This is a genomic window from Kineococcus sp. DHX-1, assembly GCF_042473625.1.
In the GTDB taxonomy this organism is placed as follows: domain Bacteria; phylum Actinomycetota; class Actinomycetes; order Actinomycetales; family Kineococcaceae; genus Kineococcus.
This window is the reverse complement of record NZ_CP170445.1, coordinates 3023679-3048446: the sequence shown is the minus strand read 5'-3', so window position 1 is coordinate 3048446 and position 24768 is coordinate 3023679. Positions and strand designations below refer to the sequence as shown.

General features: G+C 73.7%; 23 protein-coding genes and 1 tRNA gene. 16 read left to right on the top strand and 8 right to left on the bottom strand.

Going from position 1 to position 24768, the window contains the following annotated elements; all coding sequences use genetic code 11:
* Window positions 1–29 precede the first annotated feature (29 nt).
* On the bottom strand, window positions 30–1679 hold the full coding sequence (locus ACFEMC_RS14640; protein WP_380170305.1) for an acyltransferase: 1650 nt from the start codon (window positions 1677–1679) through the stop codon (window positions 30–32).
* A 164-nt stretch (window positions 1680–1843) separates the two neighbouring features.
* Between ACFEMC_RS14640 and ACFEMC_RS14635 the strand changes: the two genes are divergently transcribed.
* The gene (locus ACFEMC_RS14635) at window positions 1844–2479 is read left to right on the top strand and encodes a PadR family transcriptional regulator (protein WP_380170304.1); all 636 of its coding nucleotides are present in this window, start codon (window positions 1844–1846) and stop codon (window positions 2477–2479) included.
* On the opposite strand, the gene ACFEMC_RS14630 is transcribed toward ACFEMC_RS14635, so the two are convergent.
* Complete coding sequence (locus ACFEMC_RS14630; RefSeq protein ID WP_380170303.1) at window positions 2457–3101, bottom strand: hypothetical protein; 645 nt, start codon at window positions 3099–3101, stop codon at window positions 2457–2459. The genes ACFEMC_RS14635 and ACFEMC_RS14630 overlap by 23 nt on opposite strands.
* 153 nt (window positions 3102–3254) lie before the next feature.
* Between ACFEMC_RS14630 and ACFEMC_RS14625 the strand changes: the two genes are divergently transcribed.
* Window positions 3255–4136 carry a DNA/RNA non-specific endonuclease gene (locus ACFEMC_RS14625; protein ID WP_380170302.1) on the top strand — a complete coding sequence of 294 codons (882 nt, stop codon included), beginning with the start codon at window positions 3255–3257 and terminating at the stop codon, window positions 4134–4136.
* 21 nt (window positions 4137–4157) lie between these two features.
* Complete coding sequence (locus ACFEMC_RS14620; protein ID WP_380170301.1) at window positions 4158–4520, top strand: hypothetical protein; 363 nt, start codon at window positions 4158–4160, stop codon at window positions 4518–4520.
* 3 nt (window positions 4521–4523) lie between these two features.
* Here the strand turns inward: ACFEMC_RS14620 and ACFEMC_RS14615 are convergent, their stop codons facing one another.
* Window positions 4524–6035 carry an alpha-N-arabinofuranosidase gene (locus tag ACFEMC_RS14615; protein ID WP_380170300.1) on the bottom strand — a complete coding sequence of 504 codons (1512 nt, stop codon included), beginning with the start codon at window positions 6033–6035 and terminating at the stop codon, window positions 4524–4526.
* Between the two features lie 131 nt (window positions 6036–6166).
* Here ACFEMC_RS14615 and ACFEMC_RS14610 point away from each other — a divergent pair, with 131 nt between their 5' ends.
* Together ACFEMC_RS14610 and ACFEMC_RS14605 are read left to right on the top strand one after the other, a co-directional pair.
* On the top strand, window positions 6167–7213 hold the full coding sequence (locus tag ACFEMC_RS14610) for a LacI family DNA-binding transcriptional regulator (RefSeq protein ID WP_380170299.1): 1047 nt from the start codon (window positions 6167–6169) through the stop codon (window positions 7211–7213).
* 38 nt (window positions 7214–7251) lie between these two features.
* Window positions 7252–8214, top strand: coding sequence for a quinone oxidoreductase family protein (locus tag ACFEMC_RS14605; RefSeq protein ID WP_380170298.1), 963 nt, complete (start codon window positions 7252–7254; stop codon window positions 8212–8214).
* 11 nt (window positions 8215–8225) lie between these two features.
* Here the strand turns inward: ACFEMC_RS14605 and ACFEMC_RS14600 are convergent, their stop codons facing one another.
* Complete coding sequence (locus ACFEMC_RS14600) at window positions 8226–8966, bottom strand: VOC family protein (RefSeq protein ID WP_380170297.1); 741 nt, start codon at window positions 8964–8966, stop codon at window positions 8226–8228.
* Window positions 8967–8982: 16 nt separating this feature from the next.
* On the bottom strand, window positions 8983–9213 hold the full coding sequence (locus ACFEMC_RS14595) for a DUF3072 domain-containing protein (protein ID WP_367640023.1): 231 nt from the start codon (window positions 9211–9213) through the stop codon (window positions 8983–8985).
* Between the two features lie 128 nt (window positions 9214–9341).
* On the opposite strand from ACFEMC_RS14595, the gene ACFEMC_RS14590 reads away from it, so the two are divergent.
* The 6 genes from ACFEMC_RS14590 (at window position 9342) to ACFEMC_RS14565 (ending at window position 16344) form a co-directional block, all read left to right on the top strand.
* Window positions 9342–10478: an acyltransferase family protein gene (locus ACFEMC_RS14590; protein ID WP_380170296.1), complete on the top strand. Its 1137-nt coding sequence runs from the start codon at window positions 9342–9344 to the stop codon at window positions 10476–10478.
* 10 nt (window positions 10479–10488) lie between these two features.
* A complete protein-coding gene (metG, locus tag ACFEMC_RS14585; protein ID WP_380170295.1) occupies window positions 10489–12291 on the top strand; it encodes a methionine--tRNA ligase in 1803 nt (600 codons plus the stop codon).
* The gene (locus ACFEMC_RS14580) at window positions 12288–13106 is read left to right on the top strand and encodes a TatD family hydrolase (RefSeq protein WP_380170294.1); all 819 of its coding nucleotides are present in this window, start codon (window positions 12288–12290) and stop codon (window positions 13104–13106) included. The genes metG and ACFEMC_RS14580 overlap by 4 nt, the downstream gene beginning before the upstream one ends.
* Before the next feature lie 261 nt (window positions 13107–13367).
* Window positions 13368–14543 carry a ubiquitin-like domain-containing protein gene (locus ACFEMC_RS14575; RefSeq protein ID WP_380170293.1) on the top strand — a complete coding sequence of 392 codons (1176 nt, stop codon included), beginning with the start codon at window positions 13368–13370 and terminating at the stop codon, window positions 14541–14543.
* On the top strand, window positions 14516–15382 hold the full coding sequence (gene rsmA, locus ACFEMC_RS14570) for a 16S rRNA (adenine(1518)-N(6)/adenine(1519)-N(6))-dimethyltransferase RsmA (RefSeq protein WP_380170292.1): 867 nt from the start codon (window positions 14516–14518) through the stop codon (window positions 15380–15382). Before ACFEMC_RS14575 ends, rsmA begins: the two co-directional genes overlap by 28 nt.
* Before the next feature lie 11 nt (window positions 15383–15393).
* On the top strand, window positions 15394–16344 hold the full coding sequence (locus ACFEMC_RS14565) for a 4-(cytidine 5'-diphospho)-2-C-methyl-D-erythritol kinase (RefSeq protein WP_380170291.1): 951 nt from the start codon (window positions 15394–15396) through the stop codon (window positions 16342–16344).
* A 22-nt stretch (window positions 16345–16366) separates the two neighbouring features.
* On the opposite strand, the gene ACFEMC_RS14560 is transcribed toward ACFEMC_RS14565, so the two are convergent.
* Window positions 16367–18148 (bottom strand): ABC-F family ATP-binding cassette domain-containing protein, encoded by a 1782-nt coding sequence (locus ACFEMC_RS14560; protein WP_380170290.1) that lies wholly within the window; start codon window positions 18146–18148, stop codon window positions 16367–16369.
* Between the two features lie 336 nt (window positions 18149–18484).
* Here ACFEMC_RS14560 and ACFEMC_RS14555 point away from each other — a divergent pair, with 336 nt between their 5' ends.
* Entirely contained in the window at window positions 18485–19972 is a 1488-nt protein-coding gene (locus tag ACFEMC_RS14555) for a sugar transferase (protein ID WP_380176805.1), read from the top strand.
* A 21-nt stretch (window positions 19973–19993) separates the two neighbouring features.
* On the opposite strand, the gene ACFEMC_RS14550 is transcribed toward ACFEMC_RS14555, so the two are convergent.
* Together ACFEMC_RS14550 and ACFEMC_RS14545 are read right to left on the bottom strand one after the other, a co-directional pair.
* Window positions 19994–20494 carry a MarR family winged helix-turn-helix transcriptional regulator gene (locus ACFEMC_RS14550; RefSeq protein WP_380176803.1) on the bottom strand — a complete coding sequence of 167 codons (501 nt, stop codon included), beginning with the start codon at window positions 20492–20494 and terminating at the stop codon, window positions 19994–19996.
* Window positions 20495–20520: 26 nt separating this feature from the next.
* A complete protein-coding gene (locus tag ACFEMC_RS14545) occupies window positions 20521–21150 on the bottom strand; it encodes a TetR family transcriptional regulator (RefSeq protein WP_380176801.1) in 630 nt (209 codons plus the stop codon).
* Window positions 21151–21258: 108 nt separating this feature from the next.
* On the opposite strand from ACFEMC_RS14545, the gene ACFEMC_RS14540 reads away from it, so the two are divergent.
* The 4 genes from ACFEMC_RS14540 to ACFEMC_RS14525 all read left to right on the top strand — a co-directional run bounded on the left by ACFEMC_RS14540 (window position 21259) and on the right by ACFEMC_RS14525 (window position 24766).
* Window positions 21259–21330, top strand: a tRNA-Gln gene (locus tag ACFEMC_RS14540).
* Between the two features lie 133 nt (window positions 21331–21463).
* Window positions 21464–22957 carry a bifunctional UDP-N-acetylglucosamine diphosphorylase/glucosamine-1-phosphate N-acetyltransferase GlmU gene (glmU, locus tag ACFEMC_RS14535; RefSeq protein WP_380170289.1) on the top strand — a complete coding sequence of 498 codons (1494 nt, stop codon included), beginning with the start codon at window positions 21464–21466 and terminating at the stop codon, window positions 22955–22957.
* Complete coding sequence (locus ACFEMC_RS14530) at window positions 22954–23931, top strand: ribose-phosphate diphosphokinase (RefSeq protein WP_367640011.1); 978 nt, start codon at window positions 22954–22956, stop codon at window positions 23929–23931. Before glmU ends, ACFEMC_RS14530 begins: the two co-directional genes overlap by 4 nt.
* A gap of 175 nt (window positions 23932–24106) precedes the next feature.
* Window positions 24107–24766: a 50S ribosomal protein L25/general stress protein Ctc gene (locus tag ACFEMC_RS14525; RefSeq protein WP_380170288.1), complete on the top strand. Its 660-nt coding sequence runs from the start codon at window positions 24107–24109 to the stop codon at window positions 24764–24766.
* Window positions 24767–24768: the final 2 nt, after the last annotated feature.

Genomic DNA, 24768 nt, shown 5'->3' with positions numbered 1-24768 from the left:
GGCCCCGGCCCGGGCGTGCGGGGGAGGCGTCAGGGGTGCAGGACGAGCGCCGGTTCCGTTCGGTGGACACCCCGCGGCCGGAAACCCAGCACGTCGCCGACCCCGCTGAGGTCGGCGAGCAGCCACACGATGGCCAGCCACATCTCCGTGCCCTGCAGTCCGGGGTCGCGGCCGACGGCGAAGGAGAAACCCCGACCGTCCTGCCACGTCCGGAGCGCGTCGGCGAGCAGGCCGCGCGCGGCGGCGACGACCTCCTCGCGGCGGTGCGCCGTCTGCTTCCCGGCCAGCCACAACGGGTGGGCCACGTCGAGGACGTTGCAGGCGTTGCGCCGGTCGGCGGCGAAGAACCGCCGGTCGCGCAGGTGCGCCAGGACGGTGTCGACGAGGCGGTCGGGGTGGGGCAGGGGCACGTCGAACTGCGCGAAGGTCCCGCGCGAGGCGCGGTAGAACCCGTTCACCGTCTGCATTGCGCCCTCGCCCGCCGGCGGTGTTCCCCAGACCCCGGTGCGGGGGTCCGAACGCAGCGCCAGCCAGCCGAACAACGCGGCGGTGGTCCCGGGGTGTCCCGGTTCCCCGAGGTCGAGGTTCCAGCGCAGCGCCGTCCCGAACGCGTCGACCCACGCCCCCGCGCCCCAGGCCCGGGTCGTCCAGGGCAGGCCGTCGAGCGCGGTGACGAGTTCCGCGGGGGTCGTGCGGGCCACCTGGTGCACGGGGTGGCGGAACCTGCGGCCGTGCAGGTCGAGCGCGTACCCCACGCAGAGCACGTGGTACAGGACGTCGCCGTCGTCCGGGTCGGGAGTTCCGGGTACCGGGTGGCCTGAGACGTCGAACCTCCGGACCAGCCCGTTCTCGCTGTCCTGCAACGACTGCAACCGGTCGAGCTGCTCGTCGAGCGGCAACGGGCCGGGAGCGTCGTCGAGCAGCAGTGCCGCGATCTCGAGGGCGTCGCACTGCGCGCGGACGGTGGGACCTGCACCGGGACGGTCGACGAACTGCCCGCCGGGCAACCCGGGGTCCCAGCTGCGGGCGAGGACGTCCGCCGCCTGCTCCCGGGCGCGCCCCTCGAACCGCGCGAGCGCCGCGACGAGGTCATCGCTGGTTCCGGGCGGGGGGACCCGCCAGCGGATCCGCCGGGCGGGGTTCCCGCCGACCACGGCCCCGGCGGGGACGTCCTTCGTCACGACCGCACCGGCGGCCAGGACGGCGTGGTCGCCCACGCTCACCCCGTCCAGGACCACGACGTGGGAACCGATCCACACGTCGTCGCCGACGGTGATCCCGCGGGAGGTGAGCGGTTGGCGGAACACCTCCGTGCCCGGTTCCATCCCGTGGTTGAACGCCAGGAGCGACGTGTGGGCCCCGATGCGCACCCCGGTCCCGCCGCGGACGGTGCCGCGGACGACGGCGCCGTAGTTCACCGTGCTGTCGGCCCCCAGTTCGACGGACCCGCTGACGTACGCGTGCGCGGCGACGTAGCTGCGGTCGCCGAGCGCGAGGTCCTCGGTCTCGACCGCGGCCAGCGGGCTGACGAAGGTGTCCGTCCCCAGGCGCCAGGCGTGCTGCCTGGTGTAGCGGGCCTGCGCCCCGCGTTCCTCCTCGTCCGCCTCGTGCCGGAAGCGCCAGGGTTCGACGTCGAACCCGTGCGCTCCGCGCGTCTCGGGGATGGGACCACCAGGCATCCGGACCTCCGTCGTCGGAGTGGGTAAGCGCTTGCCGAGAACCTAGCACCGGCTGCACGGGTGCGGGAGGGCCTGAGACGGCACTCTCTTCCACAGCGACCCCTTGCGATATATCGTTGAGGCATCGCGAGGCACTCAGCCTCACTCGACACGGAGGTACAGCCATGAGAGGCACACGGTTCAGTGGCCCGTTCGGCGGGCAGTTCGAGCAGGCGCGACGGCACCGTCCCGGCAGCGGTGGCCCGTTCGGCGCGTTCGGTCCCGGTTTCCCCTTCGACCTGCCGGGCTTCGGCCCGGGGTTCGGAGGGTTCGGTGGCCGGGGCGGAGGTCGTGGTCGGCGCCAGCGCGGTGACGTCCGCGCGGCCGTCCTCGTGCTGCTGGCCGAGGGGCCCAGCAACGGCTACCGCATCATCGGCGAGGTGGCGCGCCGCAGCGACGGCGCCTGGAAGCCCAGCCCGGGGTCGGTGTACCCGATCCTGCAGCAGCTGCAGGACGAGGGGCTCGTCGTCGCAGACCCCGCGGACGCCAAGCAGTTCACCCTCACCGACGAGGGCCGGCGCTACGTCGAGGAGGAGTACGGCGACACCCCGCCGCCGTGGGAGTCCCTGGACGGCGGGCCCGACCGCGAGCGGCGGCACGAGTTCCGGCGCCAGCTCGGCGCGCTGGTCATGACCTACCAGCAGATCGAGCTGACGGGACGCCCCGAGGACGTCCGGCGGGCCGGTGACGTCCTGGAGGAGGCGCGCCGGAACCTGCTCGCGATCCTCGCCGAGGACCTCAGGGGCACGTCGGGATCGTGACGGCGGGACTCGCCACGACGGGGGTCAGGGCGTGGACCAGTGCGAGGCGCCCGGTGGCCGTCGCAGGACCGGCCGCCGCCAGGGCGGCGAGGAGCCCGCCGGGCAGGAGGTCGGCGCGCACGGCGAGGTTCGCGACGGTGTCGTGCCGCTGGTCCCCGTCCGCCGCCGGACCGCCGCTGCGCCGCACCGGACCGGTGCTCGCGGTCGCGCCGGCGCGGTGGTGGCGGACGTGCTCGGTGATCCAGTCCGGGCCGACCGCGACGTCCGGGGTGCTGGTGAGGACCACCGTGCCCGGTGCGTCGTGCAGGCGGCGGCGAAGCCCGTCGGCGGCCCGGGTCAGGAGCCGGGAGACCTCCGCCGCCGGCTCCTCCGCGCCCCCGGTCGGCGGGTGGTGCTCGACCTCGAGGTCGACGCCGTCGAGGAGGTCGACGAGCGGGCCCCAGCTCGCCAGGACCGGCGCCGTCGCGGCCGGTTTTGCCGACGTGGTCAGCACGAGCGTGGTGGCGACCCCTGCCGCGGAGGCCTCGTCGGCCGCCTCGATGAGGTGCTCGAGGCTGTCCTCGAGGAGCGGCACGTCGGCGGGCAGCACGGGGAGCAGGGCGACCGCCCGGGTCACGCGCACGTGGGACCGCCCTCTCGACAGGTTGTGAGTCCTTGTCTACTCAGGGTGACTAGATCGGTCAAGGCGTGGGGCGCCGCAGGGACACCTGATCGTCACCCGGCCGTCGCCCGCTGTGCGGGACCCGTGTCGGAGGCCGGGTGCAGGGTGGCCCCCGTGGACCACTCCGTGAGCGCGACCGCCGCCGTCCCCGACCTCTCGCACCGCGCGGGCTACGACCCGCGCTTCCTCTCGCCGGGGCCCGCCGTCCCGCTGCCCGTGCCGCGGGACGGGGCCGAGGTCGTCGTGCTGCCGTACACGCACTTCTCGGTCGTGCACCGGCCCGACCGGCGGCTGGCGGCCGCCACCGTCGTCGCCGTCGACGGCGCCGAGCTGGTGGACGTCCCGCGGTCGGGCGACGCGTGGTTCCTCGACCCCCGCCTGGCACCGGACGAACAAGCGGGGGCTCAGCTCTACGCCCGCAACGACTTCGACCGCGGCCACCTCGTGCGCCGGCGCGATCCCGGCTGGGGCCCGGAGGCCGCACGGGCGAACGCGGACACGTTCTCCTACACGAACGCCGCGCCGCAGGCCTCGCGCTTCAACCAGGCGGTGGAGCTGTGGCTGGGGCTGGAGGACCACGTCCTCGGCTACGCCCGTCAGTGGGGGCAGCGCCTGGTCGTCGTGACGGGGCCGGTGTTCGCCGCGGACGACCCGGAGTACCGCGGGGTGCGGATCCCTCGGCGGTTCTACAAGGTCGCGGCCTACCTTCGGCCCGGGGACGACGGGGAGGTCTCCGTCCTGGCGAGCGCCGGGTTCGTGCTGGACCAGACGCCCCTGGTCGAGCAGATCGTCGGTGCCCCGCAGGCGCAGGACGTCCCCGAGCTCGGCGGGTTCCGCACGTTCCAGGTCCCCGTCGAGGACGTCGCCGAGCTCACGGCCCTGGACCTCGGTCCGCTCGTGGCCGCCGACCGCCTGCCCGTCCTGGTCCCGGCGGCGGTCGGGGAGCCGGTGCCGGCGTGGCGCCCGCTGGCCGGGGCGGGGGACCTGCTGCTCTGAGCCCGGTGCTGTCATGGTCCCGTGACGGCGGAGTGGTGGGAGCGGGCCCGGGCAGCCGAGACGGAGCGCGCCCGGGAACTGCTGCGCGGTCTGGTCGCCGAGCTGCGGCACCGCGGTGAGGCGCCCGGCCCGCTGCGCGCGCGGGCCGGGACGGCTCGGTACCGCACCGACGTCGTGGGGTGGTACCTGCGCGCCGACGGGTCCCTCGGGGTCGGTGCGCAGGGGGAGTACTACGTGCTGGACGTGGCGCCCAGCGTGCGGGCGCGGTTCCGCGGGGTCCACCTGGACCCCGCGGAACCACCCCTGCAGGTCGGGCGCGGCGCGCGCGACGGCGAGTCGGTCGAACTCGCCGAACTGGTGCGCCGCCGGCTCGCGAACCCTTGAGCGTCAGCCCTTGCGGAACTGCACGACGGCCCAGGACAGCGGCGGCAGGACGACCGTCGCGAGCCCGTCGGTGACGATGACGTCCTCGAGGGCGCGCAGGCCGACGGCCGAGTGGTCGCCCTCGAGGTTCGTCGTGTGGCGGTCCTGACCCCCGGTCGCGGCGAGCACCTTGGCGGTGGCGACGCGGTCGACGTCGAACGCCCGCAGGGGGACCTCGACGGAGGCCGGCTGCTCCTGGTCGCGGTTGGCGAGGAAGACGGTGAGGAACTCCTCGTCGTAGGTCGCCGAGGCGTCGACCACGTCGACGGCGTCGAACTTCGCCGTCTCGTACTTCTCCGACGTGGTGACCACCTGCAGGACGTTCCCGGTGGCGAGGCGGCGCACCTGCTCGAAGGGGTGGGCGATGGTCTGCTTCCACGCCTCCCCGCCCGGCTCGCTGCGCAGCAGGCCGATGACGTTGACGAGCTGGGCCTGGGCTCCGATGTGCACGCGGTCGGCGTGGCGCAGGAGGGAGTTCAGCAGGGTCCCGACGACGACGGCGTCGGTGATGGAGTACTCGTCCTCGATGACGCGCGGCGCGACGTCCCACGGCTCCACGCCCGGGCCGTGGTGCGGCTTGGACTGGTACCAGACGTTCCACTCGTCGAAGCTGAGGTTGATCTTCTTGGTGTGCTTGCCCTTGGCGCGCACCGCGTCGGCCGTCGCGACGACCTGGTCGATGAACAGGTCCATGTCGACGGCGGAGGCCAGGAAGCTCGCCGCGTCGCCGTCGTGCTCCTGGTAGTACGCGTGCAGGGAGACGTAGTCCACCGCGTGGTACGACAGTTCCAGGACGGTCTGCTCCCACTCGCCGAACGTGGGCATCGTGCGGCTGGAGGAACCGACCGCGACGAGTTCGATGTCCGGGTCGACCGTCCGCATCGCCATGCCGGTCTCGGCCGCGAGGCGGCCGTACTCCGCGGCGGTCTTGTGGCCCGTCTGCCAGGGACCGTCGAGCTCGTTCCCCAGGCACCAGAGCTTGATGCCGAACGGGTCCTTGGACCCGTGCTGGATGCGCAGGTCGGAGAACTTCGTGCCCGAGACGTGGTTGCTGTACTCGAGCAGGTCGCAGGCCTCCTGCAGGCCGCGGGTCCCGAGGTTGACGGCCATCATCGGCTCGGTGCCGACCTTGCGGGCCCAGGCGTCGAACTCGGCGAGCCCGAACTGGTTGGTCTCCACCGAGCGCCAGGCGCGGTCGATCCGGCGGGGGCGGTCCTCGCGCGGACCGACGGAGTCCTCCCACTCGAACCCGGAGACGAAGTTCCCGCCGGGGTAGCGCACGACGGTCGGGCCGAGTTCCTTGGTGAGTTCGAGGACGTCGGTGCGCAGACCGTCCTCGTCGGCGCTGGGGTGGTCCGGTTCGAAGATCCCGGTGTAGACGCAGCGGCCCATGTGCTCGACGAACGAGCCGAACAGCCGGCGGGGGACCGGACCCACGGTGAAGGCGGGGTCGAGGGCGAGGCGGGCGGTGCGCACGGGTGGCTCTCCTGGGTTCGCGTCACGTCGGTGTGCGGGCGGGTCCTGCGGCGTCGCAGTGCTTGCAACGTTGGAAGGCAGTCAACGCGAAAGCTGCAGCGGCGTCAAGACGCCGGTGGCACAATGCGGCGGTGCCCTCCCCTCCCGTGCCGTCGCGCGCGACCCAGCGCCCCACGACGTTGCGGGACGTCGCCGAGGCCGCGGGCGTGTCGATCAAGACGGTGTCCAACGTCGTCAACGACCACCCGCACGTGCGGCCGGAGATGCGCGAGAAGGTCAAGGCCTTCATCGCCCAGCTCGACTACCGCCCCAACGGGATCGGCCGGCAGCTGCGGCAGGGGCGGACCGGCCTGGTGGCCCTCGCGCTGCCCGACGTCACGAGCCCCTACTACGGCGAGCTCGCCTCCACCCTCGTCGACGCCGCGCGTGGACGAGGGCTGACGCTGCTGGTCGAGCAGACCGACGGCGACCTCGACCGCGAGCGCGAGGTCGCGACGGGTTTCCCCGTCCGCCTCGTCGACGGGCTGATCTTCGCCCCCCAGACCCTGCCCGTGGAGGAGTTCCAGCAGCGGCGGGACACCACCCCGGCCGTGCTCGTCGGGGAGTACGGCGAGGGGTCCGGCGTCGACCGGGTGACGATCGACTCCGTCGACCTCGGCGACAGCGCGGTGCGGCACCTCCTGGAGATCGGCCGCCGGACCATCGCGTTCGTGGGGGACAAGGACCCGGGAACCTCCCGGCCGCCCGTCGTCGCCCAGCGCGTCGAGGGGTACCGGCGCGCGCTGCGCCGGGCCCGCCTGACGTTCGACCCCGAGCTGCTGCAGCCGTTGGCGGAGTGGACCCGCCAGGACGGGTTCCTCGGCACGACGGCCCTCCTCGCGGCGCGCCCGGACGTCGACGCGATCTTCGCCGCGAACGACCTGGTGGCGTTCGGTGCACTGCACGCGCTGCGGCGCCTCGGCCTGCGCGTCCCGCAGGACGTCGCCGTGCTCGGTGTCGACGACGTCGAGCAGGCGCAGTACTCGGCGCCGACCCTGACCTCGATCGCCCTCGACCGCTCCGAGATGGCCGAGATGTCGCTGCGGCTGCTGTCGGACCGGCTCGCCGGCTTCGACGGACCGGAACGGCTGCTGACCGTCACCGGGCACCTGGTGGTGCGGGAGAGCACCGGCGGCTGACGCTGGAGGTGGGCGCCGCGGGCTGGCAGGCTGCCCCCGTGCGCGCAGTCCAGGTGGAGCGGACCGGAGGGCCGGAGGTCCTCACCCTCGTCGACCTCCCCGAGCCCGTGCCGGGACCGGGTCAGGTGCTCGTCGACGTGGCGGCGGCCGGCGTGAACTTCATCGACACCTACCGCCGCAGCGGGGTCTACCCCCTCGAGCTGCCCGCGGTGCTCGGCAGCGAGGGCGCCGGTCGGGTCGCGGCGCTCGGACCCGGGGTCGAGGGGTTCGCCGTCGGGCAGCCCGTCGCCTGGAAGGAGGCGCCCGGCAGCTACGCCGAGCAGGTCCTCGTCCCGGCCGGGGAACTGGTGCCCGTCCCCGACGGCCTCGACCCGCAGGTGGCCGCGGCCGTCCTGCTCCAGGGGCTCACCGCGCACTACCTCGCGACGGACACGTTCCCGGTGCGCGCCGGCACGTGGGCGCTGGTGCACGCGGCGGCCGGCGGGGTCGGGCTGCTGCTCACCCAGGTGCTCAAGCGCCGGGGCGCCCACGTCCTCGCGACCGTCTCCACCCCGGCCAAGGCCGAGCTGGCGCGGGCCGCCGGGGCCGACGAGGTCGTGGGTTACGCCGAGGCACCCGCCCGGGCGCGGGACCTCACGGGTGGCCGGGGGGTCGACGTCGTCTACGACAGCGTCGGCAAGGACACGTTCGAGGCGAGCCTGACGGCGCTGCGCCCGCGCGGGCTGGTGGCGCTGTTCGGCGGCTCCAGCGGCCAGGTGCCGCCCTTCGACGTCCAGCGCCTCAACGCGCTGGGGTCCCTGTTCCTGACCCGCCCCAGCCTCGGCGCCCACACGCGGACCCGCGACGAACTCCTCGCGCGGACCGACGAGCTCTTCGGGTGGGTCGCCGCCGGAGAGCTCGACGTCCGCGTCGGCGGCACCTACCCGCTCGCGGACGCGCGCAGGGCGCACGAGGACCTGGAGGGACGGCGGACGGCCGGGAAGCTCCTGCTGCTCCCCTGACCGTCCGAGGGCTACGCGACGGAACCCGACAGGACGCAGAACTCGTTGCCCTCGGGATCGGCCAGCACGGTCCAGGTGACACCCGGGCCCTGGCCGACGTCGGCCGGCCGGGCGCCCGCCTCCAGGGCGTCGGACAGCACCCGCCCGCGTCCGCGGCCGGCACGGGTCGCACGCACGTCCAGGTGCCAGCGGTTCTTCGCCGTGTGCGGGGTGGGGGAGGCGACGAACTCCAGGAACGGGCCCGTCGTGCCCCGCAGCTGCGCCACGCGGGAGGTGCTGCGCGTCACGCACATCCCGGCCAGTGGCGCCCAGAACTCCGCCAGGACCGGGGGGTCGGCCGCCAGGCACACCACCGCGGCCACGCGCCCGGTCCCGTCGTACTCCGGGCGCGGGTCCAGGACGCAGAACTCGTTGCCCTCGGGGTCGGACAGGACGACCCACGGGGCGTCGCCCTGCCCGACGTCAACGCGCTGCGCGCCGGTGTCGAGGAGGAACTCGACCGTCTCGCGCTGGTCGGCGGGGGAGGAGGAGTCGAGGTCGAGGTGCACCCGGTTCGGCGGGGACCCCGGCAGCCGCGGCCGCCCGCCGGGGACGAAGACCAGCTCGAGGCCCGGTTCGCCCTCGGGCGGGACGACATCCGTCTCGTGCGCGTCGGCGTAGCCGAGCCGCCACTCCAGCGCCCGCCGCCACCAGTGCGCCAGTGGGACCGGGTCGACGGCGTCGACCACGACGTTCACGAGACGGCTGTCCACGCTCGGACGCTACCGGTCAGGAGTTCCCGCGGCCGGTCTCCTGCTGCAGCTCGTCGATGAGCTCGGAGGCCCGCGCCTTGTCGAGGTCGTCGGGCAGCTCGCGACCGGCTTCGCGTGCCAGCGTCTGCAGGTAGCTGCGCTGGGGGCCGGTCATCGGTTCGTCGCCGGTGACCCAGGTCTCGGGGTCCTTCTCGGCGTTCTGCGTGGGGTCGGGGTTCTGGTCCTGGCCGGAGGTCTGCTCGCTCACCCGGCGACCGTACGGCCCGTTCGAACGCGGCGCGCGCCGACGGGGTCGACGTCCGGGGTGAGCGAGGGTTCCCCCCACCCGTCGCCACCGCTACGGTGTGCCCCGGCAAGTGTCCGGAGGGGGGCTCCATGGCGGAGGAAGTCGTGGCGGAAGACGTGGCGGCGCCGTCGGCGTCCGTCGCACCGGACGGGTCGTCGCCTGGTCGGTCCCGCGCCGCGTGGCCCGACGCCGCCAAGGCCGTCTGCATCCTGCTGGTGGTCCTCGGCCACGTCGCCTACATCCTCCTGGACCTCGCCGGTGCGCCCTGGGCGGCGGGCGCCCCGCCCGTCTGGAACGACGTCGACGTCGTCCTGCGCCCGCTGCGGATGCCGCTGTTCTTCGCCATCTCCGGGCTGTTCGCCACCGCCGCCCTCACGCGTCCGTGGCGGGTGACGCTCAGACCGCGGGTGGTGCAGAACCTCTACCTGCACGTGCTGTGGCTGCTCGTCGGCTTCGCGGTGTCGACGGCCGTCGCCGTCCCGACCTTCATGGCACCCGAACGGCTCCGCGACGTCCCCGCTGCGGCGGCCACGGCCTCGACCGGCCTCTGGTACCTGTACGCGCTGGCCCTCTACTTCGTCCTGGCCCGGCTGACCAGGCGCTGGCCGGCCGCGGTCCCCGTCGGCGCGGCCGCCGCGCTCGCCGTCGTCTCGTTCTGCGGCGTCCTGCCCGGGTCCGGCGACACGCACTCGGTCGTGGAGAACCTCGTGTGGTTCCTCGCCGGGGCGCGCTTCCCCGACGCGCTGCGGTCGCTGTCCGCCCGGCAGCGGCCCCTGTTCGTGGTGGGGCTCGGCGGCGTGCTGGTGCTCGTGCTGGCCGCCGTCCGCCTCGTCCACCCGCCCGTCCTCGTCGCCGCGCTCGTCGAGATCCCCACGCGCGCAGCCGCGATCGTGGTCGGCGTCTGCCTGGCCGTGCTGCTGACCCAGCGGTTGCCGCGACTCAGCGCGCCCCTGCTGCGGCTGGGGCGGCGCACCCTGCCGGTGTACGTCGTGCACGGGATCGTCCTGCTGCTCGTGCAGCGACCGCTGGACGCGGTGACCAACTCCGCCTTCGGCCGGCTGCCGCACCCGGCGCTCGCGGTCGTCGTGGTCGCCTACCCGCTGGTACTCACGGCGGTCCTCGTGTGGCTGTGCCTGGCCGCGCAGACCCTGGCCGGCCGCATCGGTGCCGGGTGGTTGTTCGCCCTGCCCGGCGGGGCCCGGACCCGGGTGCGACCGGCCCCCTAGACTCGGCGGCATGACCCACGTCCTGTCCGCGGTGGCCTGGCCCTACGCCAACGGCCCCCGCCACATCGGCCACGTCGCCGGCTTCGGCGTCCCCTCCGACGTGTTCAGCCGGTACATGCGGATGGCGGGTCACGACGTCCTCATGGTCTCGGGCACGGACGAGCACGGGACGCCGATCCTCGTGCAGGCCGAGCAGGAGGGCCTGTCCCCGCAGGGGCTGGCCGACCGCTACAACCGCGTCATCACCGAGGACCTGCAGGGCCTGGGGTTGTCCTACGACCTCTTCACCCGGACGACCACGGCGAACCACTACGCCGTCGTGCAGGAAATGTTCCGCACCGTGCACCGCAACGGGTACATGGTCGCCCAGAAGGGGATGGGTGCCATCTCCCCGTCCACCGGCCGCACCCTGCCCGACCGCTACGTCGAGGGCACGTGCCCGATCTGCGGCTACGACGGCGCCCGCGGCGACCAGTGCGACAACTGCGGCAACCAGCTCGACGCGATCGAGCTCAAGAACCCGCGCAGCCGCATCAACGGCGAGACGCCGGTGTTCGTCGAGACCGAGCACTTCTACCTCGACCTGCCCGCCGTGGCCGACGCGCTCGGCTCCTGGCTGCAGACGCGGGGCGAGACGGGGCGCTGGCGGCCGAACGTCCTGAACTTCTCGAAGAACCTGCTGGAGGACATGAAGCCCCGCGCCATGACGCGGGACATCGACTGGGGCATCCCCGTCCCGCTCGCGGGGTGGGAGGAGAACCCGGCCAAGCGGCTCTACGTCTGGTTCGACGCCGTCATCGGCTACCTCTCCGCCTCGGTGGAGTGGGCCCGGCGCTCCGGGGACGACGACGCCTGGCGCGCGTGGTGGACGGACCCCTCGGCGGAGTCCTACTACTTCATGGGCAAGGACAACATCACGTTCCACTCCCAGATCTGGCCCGCGGAACTCCTCGCCTACGACGGCCGCGGGTCGCGCGGCGGCGAGCCGGGGAGGTTCGGGAACCTCAACCTTCCCACCGAGGTCGTGGCCAGCGAGTTCCTCACGATGGAGGGCAAGCAGTTCTCCTCCAGCCGCGGGGTCGTCATCTACGTGCGCGACGTCCTGGCGCGCTACCAGCCGGACGCGTTGCGCTACTTCATCTCCGCGGCCGGTCCGGAGAACAACGACTCCGACTTCACGTGGCAGGAGTTCGCGACCCGCGCGACCAGCGAACTCGTCGCCGGTTGGGGCAACCTCGTCAACCGCACGGCGTCGCTCATCGCCAAGAACGTCGGCGAGGTCCCCGCGGCCGGTGAGCTCACCGACGCCGACCGAACGCTGCTCGACACCACCCGCGCGGGGTTCGGGGTTGTCGGGGACCTCATCGAGCACCACCGCCAGCGCGCCGGGCTCGGCGAGGCCATGCGCGTCGTCGGCGAGGTCAACAAGTACCTCACCGACCAGGAACCCTGGAAGACCAAGAACTCCGACCCCGACCGGATGCGGACGGTCCTGCACGTCACGGCGCAGGCGGTCTCGGACTGCCGCACGCTGCTGTCGCCGTACCTGCCGCACTCGGCGCAGAAGGTGCACGAGGCGTTCGGCGGCACCGGCACGGTCTCGCCGCTGCCGGAACTGCGCGAGGTCACCGACCTCGACGACGGCCGGCCCTACCCGGTCCTCACGGGGGACTACCGCCGCGGCGAGACCCTGCCCGCCTGGGGTTCCGCGCCGATCGTGCCGGGGACGCCGGTCGCCGCGCCGACGCCGATCTTCACCAAGCTCGACGTCGCCGCGGTCGTCGAGGAGGAACTCGCGCGGCTGCAGCAGTGACGAGACGCCCACCCGCACCGGAGCCGCTCGCCGTCCCGGTCGCCGACAACCACACGCACCTCGACTCCGAGACCGAGCAGGACGTCGAGGCGCTGCTGGCGGCGGCCGCGGCGGCGGGGGTTCCCCGCAGTGTCCAGATCGGCTGCGACCTGCCGGCCGCGCGCTGGACGGTCGCGGCGCTGGACCGGTACCCGCAGCTGCTCGGCGGGGTCGCGCTGCACCCGAACGAGGTCCCCGACCTCGTGGCCGCGGGGGAGTACGACGCCGCCCTCGCCGAGATCGCCGCGCTCGCCCGGCACCCGCGGGTGCGCGTCGTGGGCGAGACCGGGCTCGACCACTTCCGGACGCCGCCGGAGCAGTGGCACCTGCAGGAGGAGTCCTTCCGCGCCCACATCGCGCTGGCCAAGGAGCTCGGGCTCGCCCTGCAGATCCACGACCGGGACGCCCACGAGGACGTCCTGCGCGTCCTGGCGGAGGAGGGTGCCCCGGACCGCACCGTCTTCCACTGCTTCTCCGGCGACGCCGCCATGGCGCGCGTCTGCGCCGACGCCGGCTACTACCTCTCCTTCGCGGGCACCGTGACGTTCAAGAACGCGGGTGACCTGCGCGAGGCGCTGCGGGTCGCACCGCGGGACCGGGTCATGGTCGAGACCGACGCCCCCTACCTGACGCCGGTGCCCCACCGCGGTCGGCCCAACGCCGGGTACCTCGTCCCCCTGACGGTGCGCTCCATGGCGCAGACGCTCGGGACGGACCTCGACGAGCTCTGCGCGACCATCGCCGCCACGACGGAGGCCGTCTACGGTCCCTGGTGACCTTCGTCACGGCCCGCGCCGGTCAGCGTCACCCGATCGGCGCAACGGGTGCAGATCCGGACGGGTGGAGCCTCGCCGAGGGTGCCGGAGCGTGTTCAGGGATCACAGCAGCTTGTCGAAGAGGTCTCGGAGCGGTTACGGTCCGCTCCAGTCGGCCGGATCGAGGTGGCCGGACCTCGCGCTGCACCTGGGGACGGGGGTCCCTCCGAGGTGCGCTCGCGTCCAGACCTCGTGCCCGGGCACATCGTCGAAGGACCTCTCGTGCCGTTCTCCCTGGTCTCCGCTGCCCGCACCACCTCCCGCACGGTCCGGCTCGTCGCGGGCGGCACCTGCCTCGCGGCGGTGGTCGGCGGGACGGTCGCCTTCACGGCGCTCGACAAGGACGTCGTCATCGACGCCGACGGGCAGCGCACCCAGGCCAGCGCCTTCGGCGGCACCGTCGGCGACGTCCTCGCCGACAAGGGCATCACCGTCGGCGAGCACGACATCGTGGCCCCCGCCGCGAACACCCAGCTGCAGGACGGCCAGACGATCGTCGTCCGCTACGGCCGCGAGCTGACCCTCACCGTCGACGGTCAGACCAAGACCTACTGGACGACGGCCCAGACCGTCGACGCCGCACTCGCCGACCTCGACGTGCGCGCCGACGGCGCCAAGCTGTCGGCCTCCCGCTCCGAACCGCTCGGCCGCCAGGGCCTGTCGCTCGACGTGACGACGCCCAAGGCCGTGACGCTCGTCGCCGACGGCCAGACGCGCCAGCTCACCAGCACCGGCGCCGACGTCAACGCCCTCCTCGCCGAGGCCGGCGTGACGATGCGCCCGGGCGACGAGATGTCGAACGCGGGCAAGGACCGCCTCGCCGCGGGCATGACCGTCACCGTCGTGCGCGTCGACCGGTCCACGAGCACCGAGACGGTGGGCATCCCGCACGGCAGCCGCACCGAGCAGACCGACCAGCTCTTCACCGGTGAGAAGAAGGTCGTCACCGCCGGGGTCGACGGGTCCAAGACCGTCACCTTCGCCGACCTCTTCCGCGACGGCGTCCGCGCCGAGCACAACGCCACCGGTGAGGTCGTCGACGCGGCCCCCGTGGACGAGGTCGTCCAGGTCGGCACGAAGGCCAAGCCGGCTCCCGCCCCGGCTGCCCCGGCCGCCGCGTCCAGCGGTGGTGGTGGCGGCGGTGGGTCCGTCGGCGGCGGCGTCGACTCCCTCAACTGGGCCGGCCTGGCCCGCTGCGAGTCCGGCGGGAACCCGTCGATCGTCTCGGCGAGCGGCAAGTACCACGGGCTCTACCAGTTCTCCGTGCAGACGTGGCGCGCCGTCGGCGGCAGCGGCCTGCCGAGCCAGGCGTCGGCGTCCGAGCAGACGTACCGCGCCAAGCTGCTGTACCAGCGCGCCGGTGCCGGACAATGGCCCGTGTGCGGCAAGAACCTCTGACCAGTTCCCTCCTGTCGGCTCGCGACGTCCGCGAGCTGGCCGACCGGCTCGGCGTCCGGCCGACGAAGCAGCTCGGCCAGAACTTCGTCGTCGACGCCAACACGGTGCGCCGCATCGTCCGGGTCGCCGAGCTCACCGCCACCGACGTGGTGGTCGAGGTCGGCCCCGGGCTCGGCTCGCTGACCCTGGCGCTGCTCGAGGTGGCCGACCGCGTCGTCGCCGTCGAGATCGACCCCGTCCTGGCCGCCGAGCTGCCCACCACCGTGCGCGAGCGCGCGCGCCCGGGCACCTCGTTCGACGTGGTCCTCGCCGACGCGGTCCAGGTGGCCGAGCTGCCCGGTCCCGCCCCGACGGCCCTCGTGGCGAACCTGCCCTACAACGTCGCTGTCCCCGTCCTGCTGACGATGCTGCAGCGCTTCGACTCCCTCCAGCACGGCGTCGTCATGGTGCAGTCCGAGGTGGCCGACCGGTTGGTGGCCGGCCCCGGCAGCCGGACCTACGGCGTGCCCAGCGTCAAGACGGCCTGGTACGCGCAGGCGCGGCGGGCCGGGTCCGTCCCGCCGCCGGTCTTCTGGCCCGTGCCGCGCGTCGACTCCGGGCTCGTCGCCTTCACCCGTCGCCCCGCCCCGTCGACGGCCGCGACGCGCGAAGAGGTCTTCGCCGTCGTCGACGCCGCCTTCGCCCAGCGCCGCAAGACGTTGCGGGCCGCCCTGGCGACGTGGGCCGGGTCGCCGGCCCGGGCCGAGGAGGTGCTCCGCGCGGCGGGCGTCGACCCGCAGACGCGGGGGGAGCAGCTCACGGTCGCCGACTTCGCCCGGATCGCCGAGGCGGGACACTAGGGTCGATCCCCGTGCCGCCCTCCGTCCCCACGTCGAACCGACCCGGCGTCACCGCGCGAGCCCCCGCCAAGGTCAACCTGCTGCTGCAGGTCGGGCCCGTCCGCGGCGACGGGTTCCACGACCTCGTGACGGTCTTCCAGGCCGTGTCCCTGCACGAGGACGTCACGGCCACCCCCGCCGCGCAGTGGGGCGTCACGGTGGAGGGCGTGGGCGGCACGGACGTCTCCGGTGTCCCGCTGGACGGCTCGAACCTCGCCGTGCGGGCCGCGCGCCTGCTGGCCCAGCGCGCCGGCGTCGACGAGCCCGTCCACCTGCACGTCCGCAAGGAGGTACCCGTCGCCGGGGGCATGGCGGGCGGGTCGGCGGACGCGGCCGCGGCCCTGGTCGCGTGCGACGCGCTGTGGCAGCTGCGCACCGGCCTGGACGGCCTCGCGGCCCTCGGCGCGGAGCTGGGGTCCGACGTCCCCTTCGGGCTGCACGGGCGCACGGCCGTCGGCACCGGGCGCGGCGAGCAGCTCGTGCCCGTGCTGACCCGCGGTGCGTTCCACTGGGTCTTCGTCCTCGACCCGGCCGGGCTCTCGACGCCCCGCGTCTTCGCCGAGTGCGACCGGCAGCGCGGACCCGGCTGGACCGGGCCGGGGGCCGACGGGCGGCTGGAGGCCGTCGAGGCGGCGCTGCGCGACGGGGACCCGGCGGCGCTCGCCGCGGCCCTGTCGAACGACCTCGCCGACGCCGCCTGCACCCTCGCCCCGCAGCTGACGCGCACGCTCGACGCCGGCCGGGAGGCTGGAGCCCTGGGCGCCCTCGTCTCGGGGTCCGGGCCGACCGTGGCGCTGCTCGCGGGCTCGGCCGCCGCCGCGCGGGACGTCGCCGCCGCGCTGGTGCCCGTCGTGGGGGAGGGGCGGCTCCGGACGGCTTCGGGCCCCGTCGTCGGCGCGCGCGTCCTGGAGGCCGTGGCCTGAGGGCGCGCGCTCGACCGCTCGCTCAGGCGACGAGCTCGGACAGCTCCAGCCAGCGCTCCTCGAGCGTCGCCACCTCGGCCTCGAGCTCCTTGAGCTTGCCGTCGAGCTCCATCGTCCCCGCGTAGTCGGACGGGTCGGCGGCGGCCATCTTCTCGTGCAGCGTCGCGATCTGGCCCGTGAGCTTGTCGAGGCGGCGCTCGGCCGCCGTCATCTCCTTCTGCGCCGCGCGCAGGTCCGCTCCGCTCAGACCCGTCGGCTCGCGCGCGGGGGCCGTGCTCGCAGCGGTCGTCGCCGCGCCGACGCCCGCCTCGCGCAGGCGCAGGTACTCCTCGAACCCGCCCGGCAGGTGCCGCAGCCGGCCCTCGAGGACGGCGTACTGCTGGTCGGTGACGCGGTCCACGAAGTACCGGTCGTGGGAGACGACGACCAACGTCCCCGGCCAGGTGTCGAGCACGTCCTCCATCGCGGCGAGCATGTCGACGTCGAGGTCGTTGGTCGGTTCGTCGAGGATGAGGACGTTGGGTTCGGACAGCAGCACCAGCAGCAGGTGCAGCCGGCGCGCCTGACCACCGGACAGCTCCCCGACGCGAGCGGACAGGTGCTCGCGGGCGAACCCGAGCCGTTCCAGCAGCTGGGCGGGGGTCATGTCCTTGCCGTCGATGAGGAACGTCGTCTGCGTCCTCGCGAGCACCTCGCGGACCCGGTCGCCGGCGATGTCGGCGAGCTCGCGGAACTGCTGGTCGAGGATGCCGATGCGGACCGTCGAGCCGGTCTTGACCCGGCCCGCCGTGGGCTGGCGCAGCCCCGCCACCAGGGACAGCAGCGTGGACTTCCCCGACCCGTTGGCGCCCAGGATGCCCGTGCGCTCACCCGGCGCGATGCGCCACTCCACGTCCTTCAGGACCTGCTTGTCCCCGAAGGACACCGAGACGTCGAGCAGGTCGACCACGTCCTTGCCGAGGCGGGCCGTGGCCAGGCGGGACAGCTCCACGCGGTCGCGCGGCGGCGGGACGTCGGCGATGAGGGCGTTGGCGGCGTCGATGCGGAACTTCGGCTTGGAGGTGCGGGCCGGGGCGCCGCGGCGCAGCCAGGCGAGCTCCTTCTTCATGAGGTTCTGCCGCTTGGCCTCGGCCGAGGCCGCCTGCCGGTCGCGCTCGACGCGCTGCAGGACGTACGCCGCGTAGCCGCCCTCGAACGGTTCGACGATGCGGTCGTGGACCTCCCACGTCGTCGTGCAGACCTCGTCGAGGAACCAGCGGTCGTGGGTCACGACCAGCAGGGCGCCGTCGTTCGCCGCCCAGCGGGTCTTCAGGTGCCCCGCCAGCCAGGCGATGCCCTCCACGTCGAGGTGGTTGGTGGGCTCGTCGAGGAGGAGGACGTCCCAGTCGCCGACCAGGACGGCCGCGAGCGCCACGCGGCGGCGCTGACCACCCGAGAGGTCACCCACGCGGGCGTCCCACGCGATGTCGGCGACGAGGCCGGCGATGACGTCGCGGACCTTCGGGTCGCCGGCCCAGACGTGCTCGTCGGTCTCGCCCACGACGCTGTGACCCACCGTGGCCTGCTCGTCGAGGTCGTCGGTCTGGTCCAGGACGCCCACGCGCACCCCGCCGCGGCGGGTCACCCGGCCCGCGTCGGGGGTCGTGCGCCCGGCGAGCAGGCCCAGCAGGCTCGACTTGCCGTCGCCGTTGCGGCCCACGACGCCGATGCGGTCCCCCTCGTCGACGCCGAGGGTCAGGGAGTCGAAGACGACGCGGGTGGGGTGTTCGAGACGGAGCGCTTCGCCGCCGAGCAGGTGTGCCACCCCTCCAGGGTAGGCGCCTGAACGGTCCGATCACTCTCCGCGATCTTCAGTGACCATTGCGTCAAACGGGTGAGGCCATCCGGTCGATTCCTGCCGGTGGATCGTCACAGGAGCTGTCACCCCTTGCGTCGTTCGGGTGGCCTTCCCCTACTCTGTGCCACGCACCGCTGGTCCCGTGGGGGCGGCACCGCGGTGCCGCCGCCGGTGACCGGTGGGCGACGCACCAGTCCAGGGGGGACTTTGAGCATCAGCGACGTGCCCGGGGCCAGGACGGCTCCGGGGGAGCTCGACGACCAGTTGCTCGGCACCTCACCCGCAGACGGGACCGCTGACGCCGTGCGTCGCGAACGTCTGCTCGTCCCGCGCCAGCGCGGCAGCCTCGGGTTCCCCGAGCGCACCCCGGCGTGGCAGCGCACCTACGTCCAGAAGATCGTCGCCGTGGACGCGCTGGCCGCGGCCCTCGCGGCCTTCGTGGGCTTCTTCGCCCGCTTCAACGGTTCACCCGCCGACCTGTCGCTGACCTCCGGTCGCGCCGTCGTCGCGTGCGCGGTCCTGCTGCCCGTCGTGTGGGTCGTCGCCATGGGCGCCCTGCGGACCTACGAGCCGCGCTTCCTGGGGGTCGGGTCGGAGGAGTTCCACCGCGTCCTGACCGCCGGGCTCGCCGTCGTGGCCCTCGTCGGGACGAGCTCGTGGGCCTTCGGCCTCGACATCGCCCGCGGCTACGTCGTGGTCGCCTTCCCGATCGCGATCTTCCTCACGCTCATCGGCCGCTACGCGCTGCGCCAGCAGCTGCACGCGCGCCGCACCCGTGGCGAGGCCAGCCAGACGGTCGTCGCCGTCGGCCACCGCGCTGCCGTCGCCGGCATGGCCCGCCAGCTGCACCGCGCCAGCTACCACGGCATGCGCATCGTCGGGGCCTGCGTCCCCGGGGGTCGCGGCAGCGCCGAGGACGACGCGGAGCTGCGCGAGCTCGGCATCCCGGTCATCGGCAGCCTCGACGACGTCCGGCACGCCGTGACGAGCGTGGACGCCGACGTCGTGGCCGTCACCGCCTGCCCCGAGCTCGACGGCCCCGGCCTGCGCCGGCTCGGCTGGGAGCTGGAGGCCACCCGCGCCGACCTCGTGGTCGCGCCGGCCCTCACCGAGGTCATCGGCCCGCGCGTGGCGATCCGCCCCGTCTGCGGCCTGCCGCTGCTGCACGTCGAACGCCCCGAGCTCGAGGGCGTCCGCCGCCTGGCCAAGACGACGGTCGACCGTGTGAGCGCCGGCCTCGCCCTCGTGGTCCTCAGCCCGCTCTTCCTGGTCCTGGCCCTCGCGATCAAGATCGACAGCAAGGGCCCGGTCTTCTTCCAGCAGCAGCGCGTCGGCAAGGACGGCAAGACCTTCCCGATGATGAAGTTCCGCTCGATGGTCACCGACGCGGAGAAGCTGCTCATCGACCTGCGCGAGTCCACCGATGGCAACGGCGTCCTGTTCAAGATGAAGGTCGACCCGCGCATCACGCGCATCGGCCGCATCCTGCGCCGGTACTCGATCGACGAGCTGCCCCAGCTCATCAACGTCGTCCGCGGCGAGATGTCGCTCGTCGGGCCGCGCCCGCCGCTGCAGAAGGAGGTCGACGAGTACGGCTACGACATGCGTCGCCGCCTGCTCGTCAAGCCCGGCCTGACCGGTCTGTGGCAGATCAACGGCCGCAGCGACCTCGACTGGGACGAGTCGGTCCGCCTCGACGTCCGCTACGTCGAGAACTGGTCCTTCACGTTCGACTTCATGATCCTGTGGAAGACCGCCGGGGCCGTGCTCCGCGGTCGCGGGGCCTACTGAGGCCCGACCGGACCTGAGGGCTCAGCCCTCGAAGGGCGCCGACACCCGACGCAGCAGCGTCGCAAGTGCTCGGCGCTCTTCGCGTCCCAGGACGTCCAGCATCCGGTGCTCGGCCTCGACGAGGTCGGCCAGCGCGGCGTCGACGACGTCCGAGCCGGCGGGCGTCAGCCGGACGCGCACGCTGCGCCGGTCGCCCGGGTCGGGGTTGCGCTCCACGAGCCCGCGCGTCACGAGCCGGTCGACGCGATTGGTCATCGTGCCGCTCGTCACGAGGGTCTCCACGAGCAGCTGTCCGGGGGACAGCTCGTGCGGGGCGCCCGCCCGGCGCAGGGCGGCCAGGACGTCGAACTCCCACGTCTCCAGGTCGTGCGCGCTGAACGCGCTGCGGCGGAGCCTGTCCAGGTGCCGGGCCAGCCGGGCCACGCGGGACAGGACCTCCAGCGGCTCGACGTCCAGCTGCGGCGCCTCCCGGCGCCACGCCGCGACGATGAGGTCGACCTCGTCCGTGGGGGCGTCCCGCACGGGGTCGCGGGGTTCCTGGGGGAAGGTCACAGCGCCGGTCCCACGGGCGGTTCGGGGCGGGCGCGCGGGGACAGCCGTGGTTCGGGCTCCAGTCCGGTGAGGCCGTTCCAGGCGAGGTTCACCAGGTGCGCGGCCACCTCCTCCTTCGCCGGCTCCCGGGTGTCCAGCCACCACTGGCCCGTCATCGCGACCATGCCGACGAGCATCTGCGCGTACATCCCCGACCGTTCGGGGGCGTACCCGCGCGCGGCGAAGGCGTCGACGAGCAGGTGCTCGACCTGCCGGGCGATGTCGGAGATGAGGCTGGCGAAGGTCCCGGTGGGCTGGGTCGCGGGGGAGTCCCGCACGAGGATGCGGAAGCCCTCGGTGGAGAACTCGATGTAGTCCAGCAGGGCGATCGTGGCCCGCTCCAGCAGCGTGCGCGGCGAACCCCGCCCCGACAGGGCGCGGGTGATGGCTCCGAGCAGGGCGGCGATCTCGCGGTCGACGACGACCGCGTAGAGCCCCTCCTTGCCGCCGAAGTGCTCGTACACCACGGGTTTGGACACCCCCGCCGCCGCCGCGATCTCCTCGACCGTCGTGCCCTCCACGCCCTTGGACGCGAAGAGCGAGCGCCCCACGCCGATGAGCTGCTCGCGGCGTTCGCCTCCCGTCATGCGGGAGCGGGGGCGGCCGGGGGTCACGGGGTCATCCTGCCGGACGGGCTCCGGGGCCCTGCCGGGGGAGCGTCGCGGGTGCTGGCAGGATGGGACGGCACGACGCGGTCCCGGGTGGTGTAACGGCAGCACGGCGGGTTTTGGTCCCGTCCAGTAGGGGTTCGAATCCTCTCCCGGGAGCGGCGGTCCCGGCGGGGTCGCGCGGGCGGATATCCTCGCCCGTGTCCGTCGACGCCACCGGCCGGCGCAGGCCCGGGATCCCGCGAGGGAGCCGGACGAGCCGACCGGACGAGCCGCGAGGAGCGCGCCCCGCGTGACCACCGCACCGTCAGCCACCGCCCGAACCCCAGGCCCCGCAGCCGTCGTCGTGCTCGCGGCCGGTGAAGGCACCCGGATGAAGTCCGCGACGCCGAAGGTGCTGCACCCCCTCGGCGGCCGGCCCCTGGTGGCGCACGCGCTCCGGGCTGCCCGCGAGGTGGGCCCCGAGCACCTCGTCGTCGTCCTGCGGCACCAGGCCGAGGTCGTCGCCGGCGCCGTCCAGGCCGCGGACCCGGCCGTCACGGTGGCGCTGCAGGACGACGTCCCCGGGACGGGGCGCGCTGTCCAGTGCGGGCTCCAGGCCCTGCCCGCCGACCTCACCGGCACCGTCCTCGTCACCTACGGCGACGTCCCCCTGCTGTCCGGGGCGACTCTCGCCCGGCTCGTGCAGGCGCACACCGACGGCGGCAACGCCATGACGGTCCTGACCGCCGAGCTCGCCGACCCCACCGGCTACGGCCGCGTGCTGCGCGACGAGAAGGGGGTCAGCGCCATCGTCGAGCAGAAGGACGCCAGCCAGGCCCAGCGGGCGGTGCGCGAGGTCAACTCCGGCATCTACGCCTTCGAGGCCGTCGCCCTGCGGGGCGCCCTGGGCCGGGTCGGACGCGACAACGCGGCCGGGGAGGTCTACCTCACCGACGTGCTGGCCCTGCTGCGGGCCGACGGCGGCCGCGTCGAGGCCCTCGCCCTGGACGACGAGTGGGAGATCCGCGGCGTCAACGACCGCGCCCAGCTCGCCGAGCTGGCCGTCGAGGCCAACCGCCGCACGCTGCGCCGCTGGATGCTCGCCGGCGTCACGGTCGTCGACCCGGCCACGACGTGGGTGGACGCCGACGTCGAGCTGGCCCAGGACGTGACGCTGCGGCCCGGGGTGCAGCTGCACGGCGCGACGCGCGTCGCGACCGGTGCCGTCGTCGGCCCCGACACCACCCTCACCGACGTCGAGGTGGGGGCCGGTGCGGTCGTCGAGCGCACGCACGGCAGCTCGGCCGTCCTCGGCGCCGGGGCCCACGTGGGGCCGTTCGCGTTCCTGCGGCCGGGGACCCGGCTCGGGGACGACGGCAAGATCGGCACCTTCGTGGAGACGAAGAACGCCCGCATCGGGCGCGGCTCGAAGGTGCCGCACCTGTCCTACGTCGGCGACGCGACGATCGGGGAGCACTCCAACATCGGGGCTGCCTCCGTCTTCGTGAACTACGACGGCGTGACCAAGTCGCACACCACCATCGGCGACCACGTCCGGATGGGCTCCGACAACATGTACGTCGCGCCGGTCACCGTCGGCGACGGCGCCTACTCCGGGGCCGGCACGGTGATCCGCAAGGACGTGCCCCCCGGGGCGCTCGCGATCAACGTGGCGCCCCAGCGCAACCTCGAGGGCTGGACCCTCGACAAGCGACCAGGAACTCCCGCGGCCCAGGCGGCGCAGCGGGCCGTGAGCGAAGGCCCCACCGCGGGCGAGGCCGAAGGGCAGGAGACCGACCGATGACCGGCATCACCACCACGGGCGAGAAGCGCATGGTCCTCATCTCCGGGCGGGCACACCCGGAGCTGGCGGAGCAGGTCTCGAAGGAGCTGGGGGCCGAGCTCGTCCCGACCAGCGCCTACGACTTCGCGAACTCCGAGATCTACGTGCGGTTCGAGGAGAGCGTGCGCGGGTCCGACGCGTTCGTCATCCAGAGCCACACCGCGAACGTCAACCAGTGGATCATGGAGCACCTGATCATGGTCGACGCCCTCAAGCGGGCGTCCGCCAAGCGCATCACGGTCGTCGCGCCGTTCTACGGCTACGCCCGCCAGGACAAGAAGGGCCGCGGGCGCGAACCCATCTCCGCCCGCCTCATCGCCGACATGTTCAAGACCGCCGGCGCGGACCGCCTCATGTCGGTCGACCTGCACACCGCCCAGATCCAGGGGTTCTTCGACGGTCCCGTCGACCACCTGTGGGCGCTGCCGATCCTGGCCGACCACGTCGGCAAGCGCGTCGACCGCTCGAACATCACGATCGTCTCCCCGGACGCCGGCCGTGTCCGCGTGGCCGACCTGTGGTCGGACCGCCTCGGGGCGCCGCTGGCGATCATCCACAAGCGCCGTGACCCCAACGTGCCGAACCAGGTCAAGGTGCACGAGGTCGTCGGTGACGTCGAGGGCCGCACCTGCGTCCTCGTCGACGACCTCATCGACACCGCCGGCACCATCGTCCAGGCCGCCGAGGCGCTCAAGGCCAACGGTGCCGCCGACGTCATCGCCACCGCCACGCACGCCGTGCTGTCCGGCCCGGCCGTGGACCGCCTGAAGAACTCGCCGATCTCCGAGCTCATCGTGACGGACACCCTGCCCATCGCGCCGTCGCAGCAGTTCCCGCAGCTGACGGTCCTCTCGATCGCCCCGCTGCTGGCCCGCGCCATCCGCGAGGTGTTCGACGACGGGTCCGTGACCTCGCTCTTCGACGGCCACAGCTGACCGGCTGACCGCAGGAGGCAGCCGGCGGAGCGGGTAGACTCTCCGCCGGTTGCCTCGGCGAGGGTGGCGCTCGATCCAGGTCGAGCGGACACCGTGATCGACGCGGTGGATGAGTCGCTGTTCTCTCCCGGGGCCTGTGCACGCCGTCCGTCCCGAGATCGAGGAGACCACCACCATGGCCGAGACCAAGCTCACCGCCGAGAAGCGCACCAGCTTCGGCAAGGGCGCCGCCCGCTCCATCCGTCGCGCCAGCAAGATTCCCGCGGTCGTCTACGGCCACGGCGAGGCGCCGCTGCACATCACGCTGCCGGGCCACGAGACCCTGCTCGCGCTGCGCGCCTCCAACGCCCTGCTCGACATCACCGTCGACGGCGAGTCCCACCTGACCCTGCCCAAGGACGTCCAGCGCGACCCGATCAAGGGCTTCATCGAGCACGTCGACCTGCTCGTCGTGCGTCGTGGCGAGAAGGTCGTCGTCGACGTCCCCGTGCACGTCGAGGGTGAAGCCGGCCCCGAGACCGTCGTCCAGCAGGAGCTGACGACGCTGTCCGTCGAGGCCGAGGCCACGCACATCCCCGCCTCCCTCACCGTGTCCGTCGAGGGCCTGGAGGCCGGTTCCCAGGTCGCCGCCTCCGAGGTGCAGCTGCCCTCGGGTGTCACCCTCGCCGGTGACGCCGAGCAGCTCGTCGTCGTCGTCAGCGCCGCCGCCACCGCCGCCCAGGTCGAGGCCGAGCTCGAGGCCGCCGAGGCCGAGGCCGGCATCGTCAAGGACGAGCCCGAGGACGAGGCCGGCGAGACCCCCGCCGAGGAGAAGTCCGAGTCCGACGAGTCCTGAGA

Coding starts and splice junctions, on each gene's coding strand:
- ACFEMC_RS14640 (WP_380170305.1), bottom strand. CDS start 1,679: ATGCCTGGTGGTCCCATCCCCGAGACGCGCGGAGCGCACGGGTTCGAC.
- ACFEMC_RS14635 (WP_380170304.1), top strand. CDS start 1,844: ATGAGAGGCACACGGTTCAGTGGCCCGTTCGGCGGGCAGTTCGAGCAG.
- ACFEMC_RS14590 (WP_380170296.1), top strand. CDS start 9,342: ATGGCGGAGGAAGTCGTGGCGGAAGACGTGGCGGCGCCGTCGGCGTCC.
- metG (WP_380170295.1), top strand. CDS start 10,489: ATGACCCACGTCCTGTCCGCGGTGGCCTGGCCCTACGCCAACGGCCCC.
- rsmA (WP_380170292.1), top strand. CDS start 14,516: ATGGCCCGTGTGCGGCAAGAACCTCTGACCAGTTCCCTCCTGTCGGCT.
- ACFEMC_RS14545 (WP_380176801.1), bottom strand. CDS start 21,150: ATGACGGGAGGCGAACGCCGCGAGCAGCTCATCGGCGTGGGGCGCTCG.
- ACFEMC_RS14530 (WP_367640011.1), top strand. CDS start 22,954: ATGACCGGCATCACCACCACGGGCGAGAAGCGCATGGTCCTCATCTCC.
- ACFEMC_RS14525 (WP_380170288.1), top strand. CDS start 24,107: ATGGCCGAGACCAAGCTCACCGCCGAGAAGCGCACCAGCTTCGGCAAG.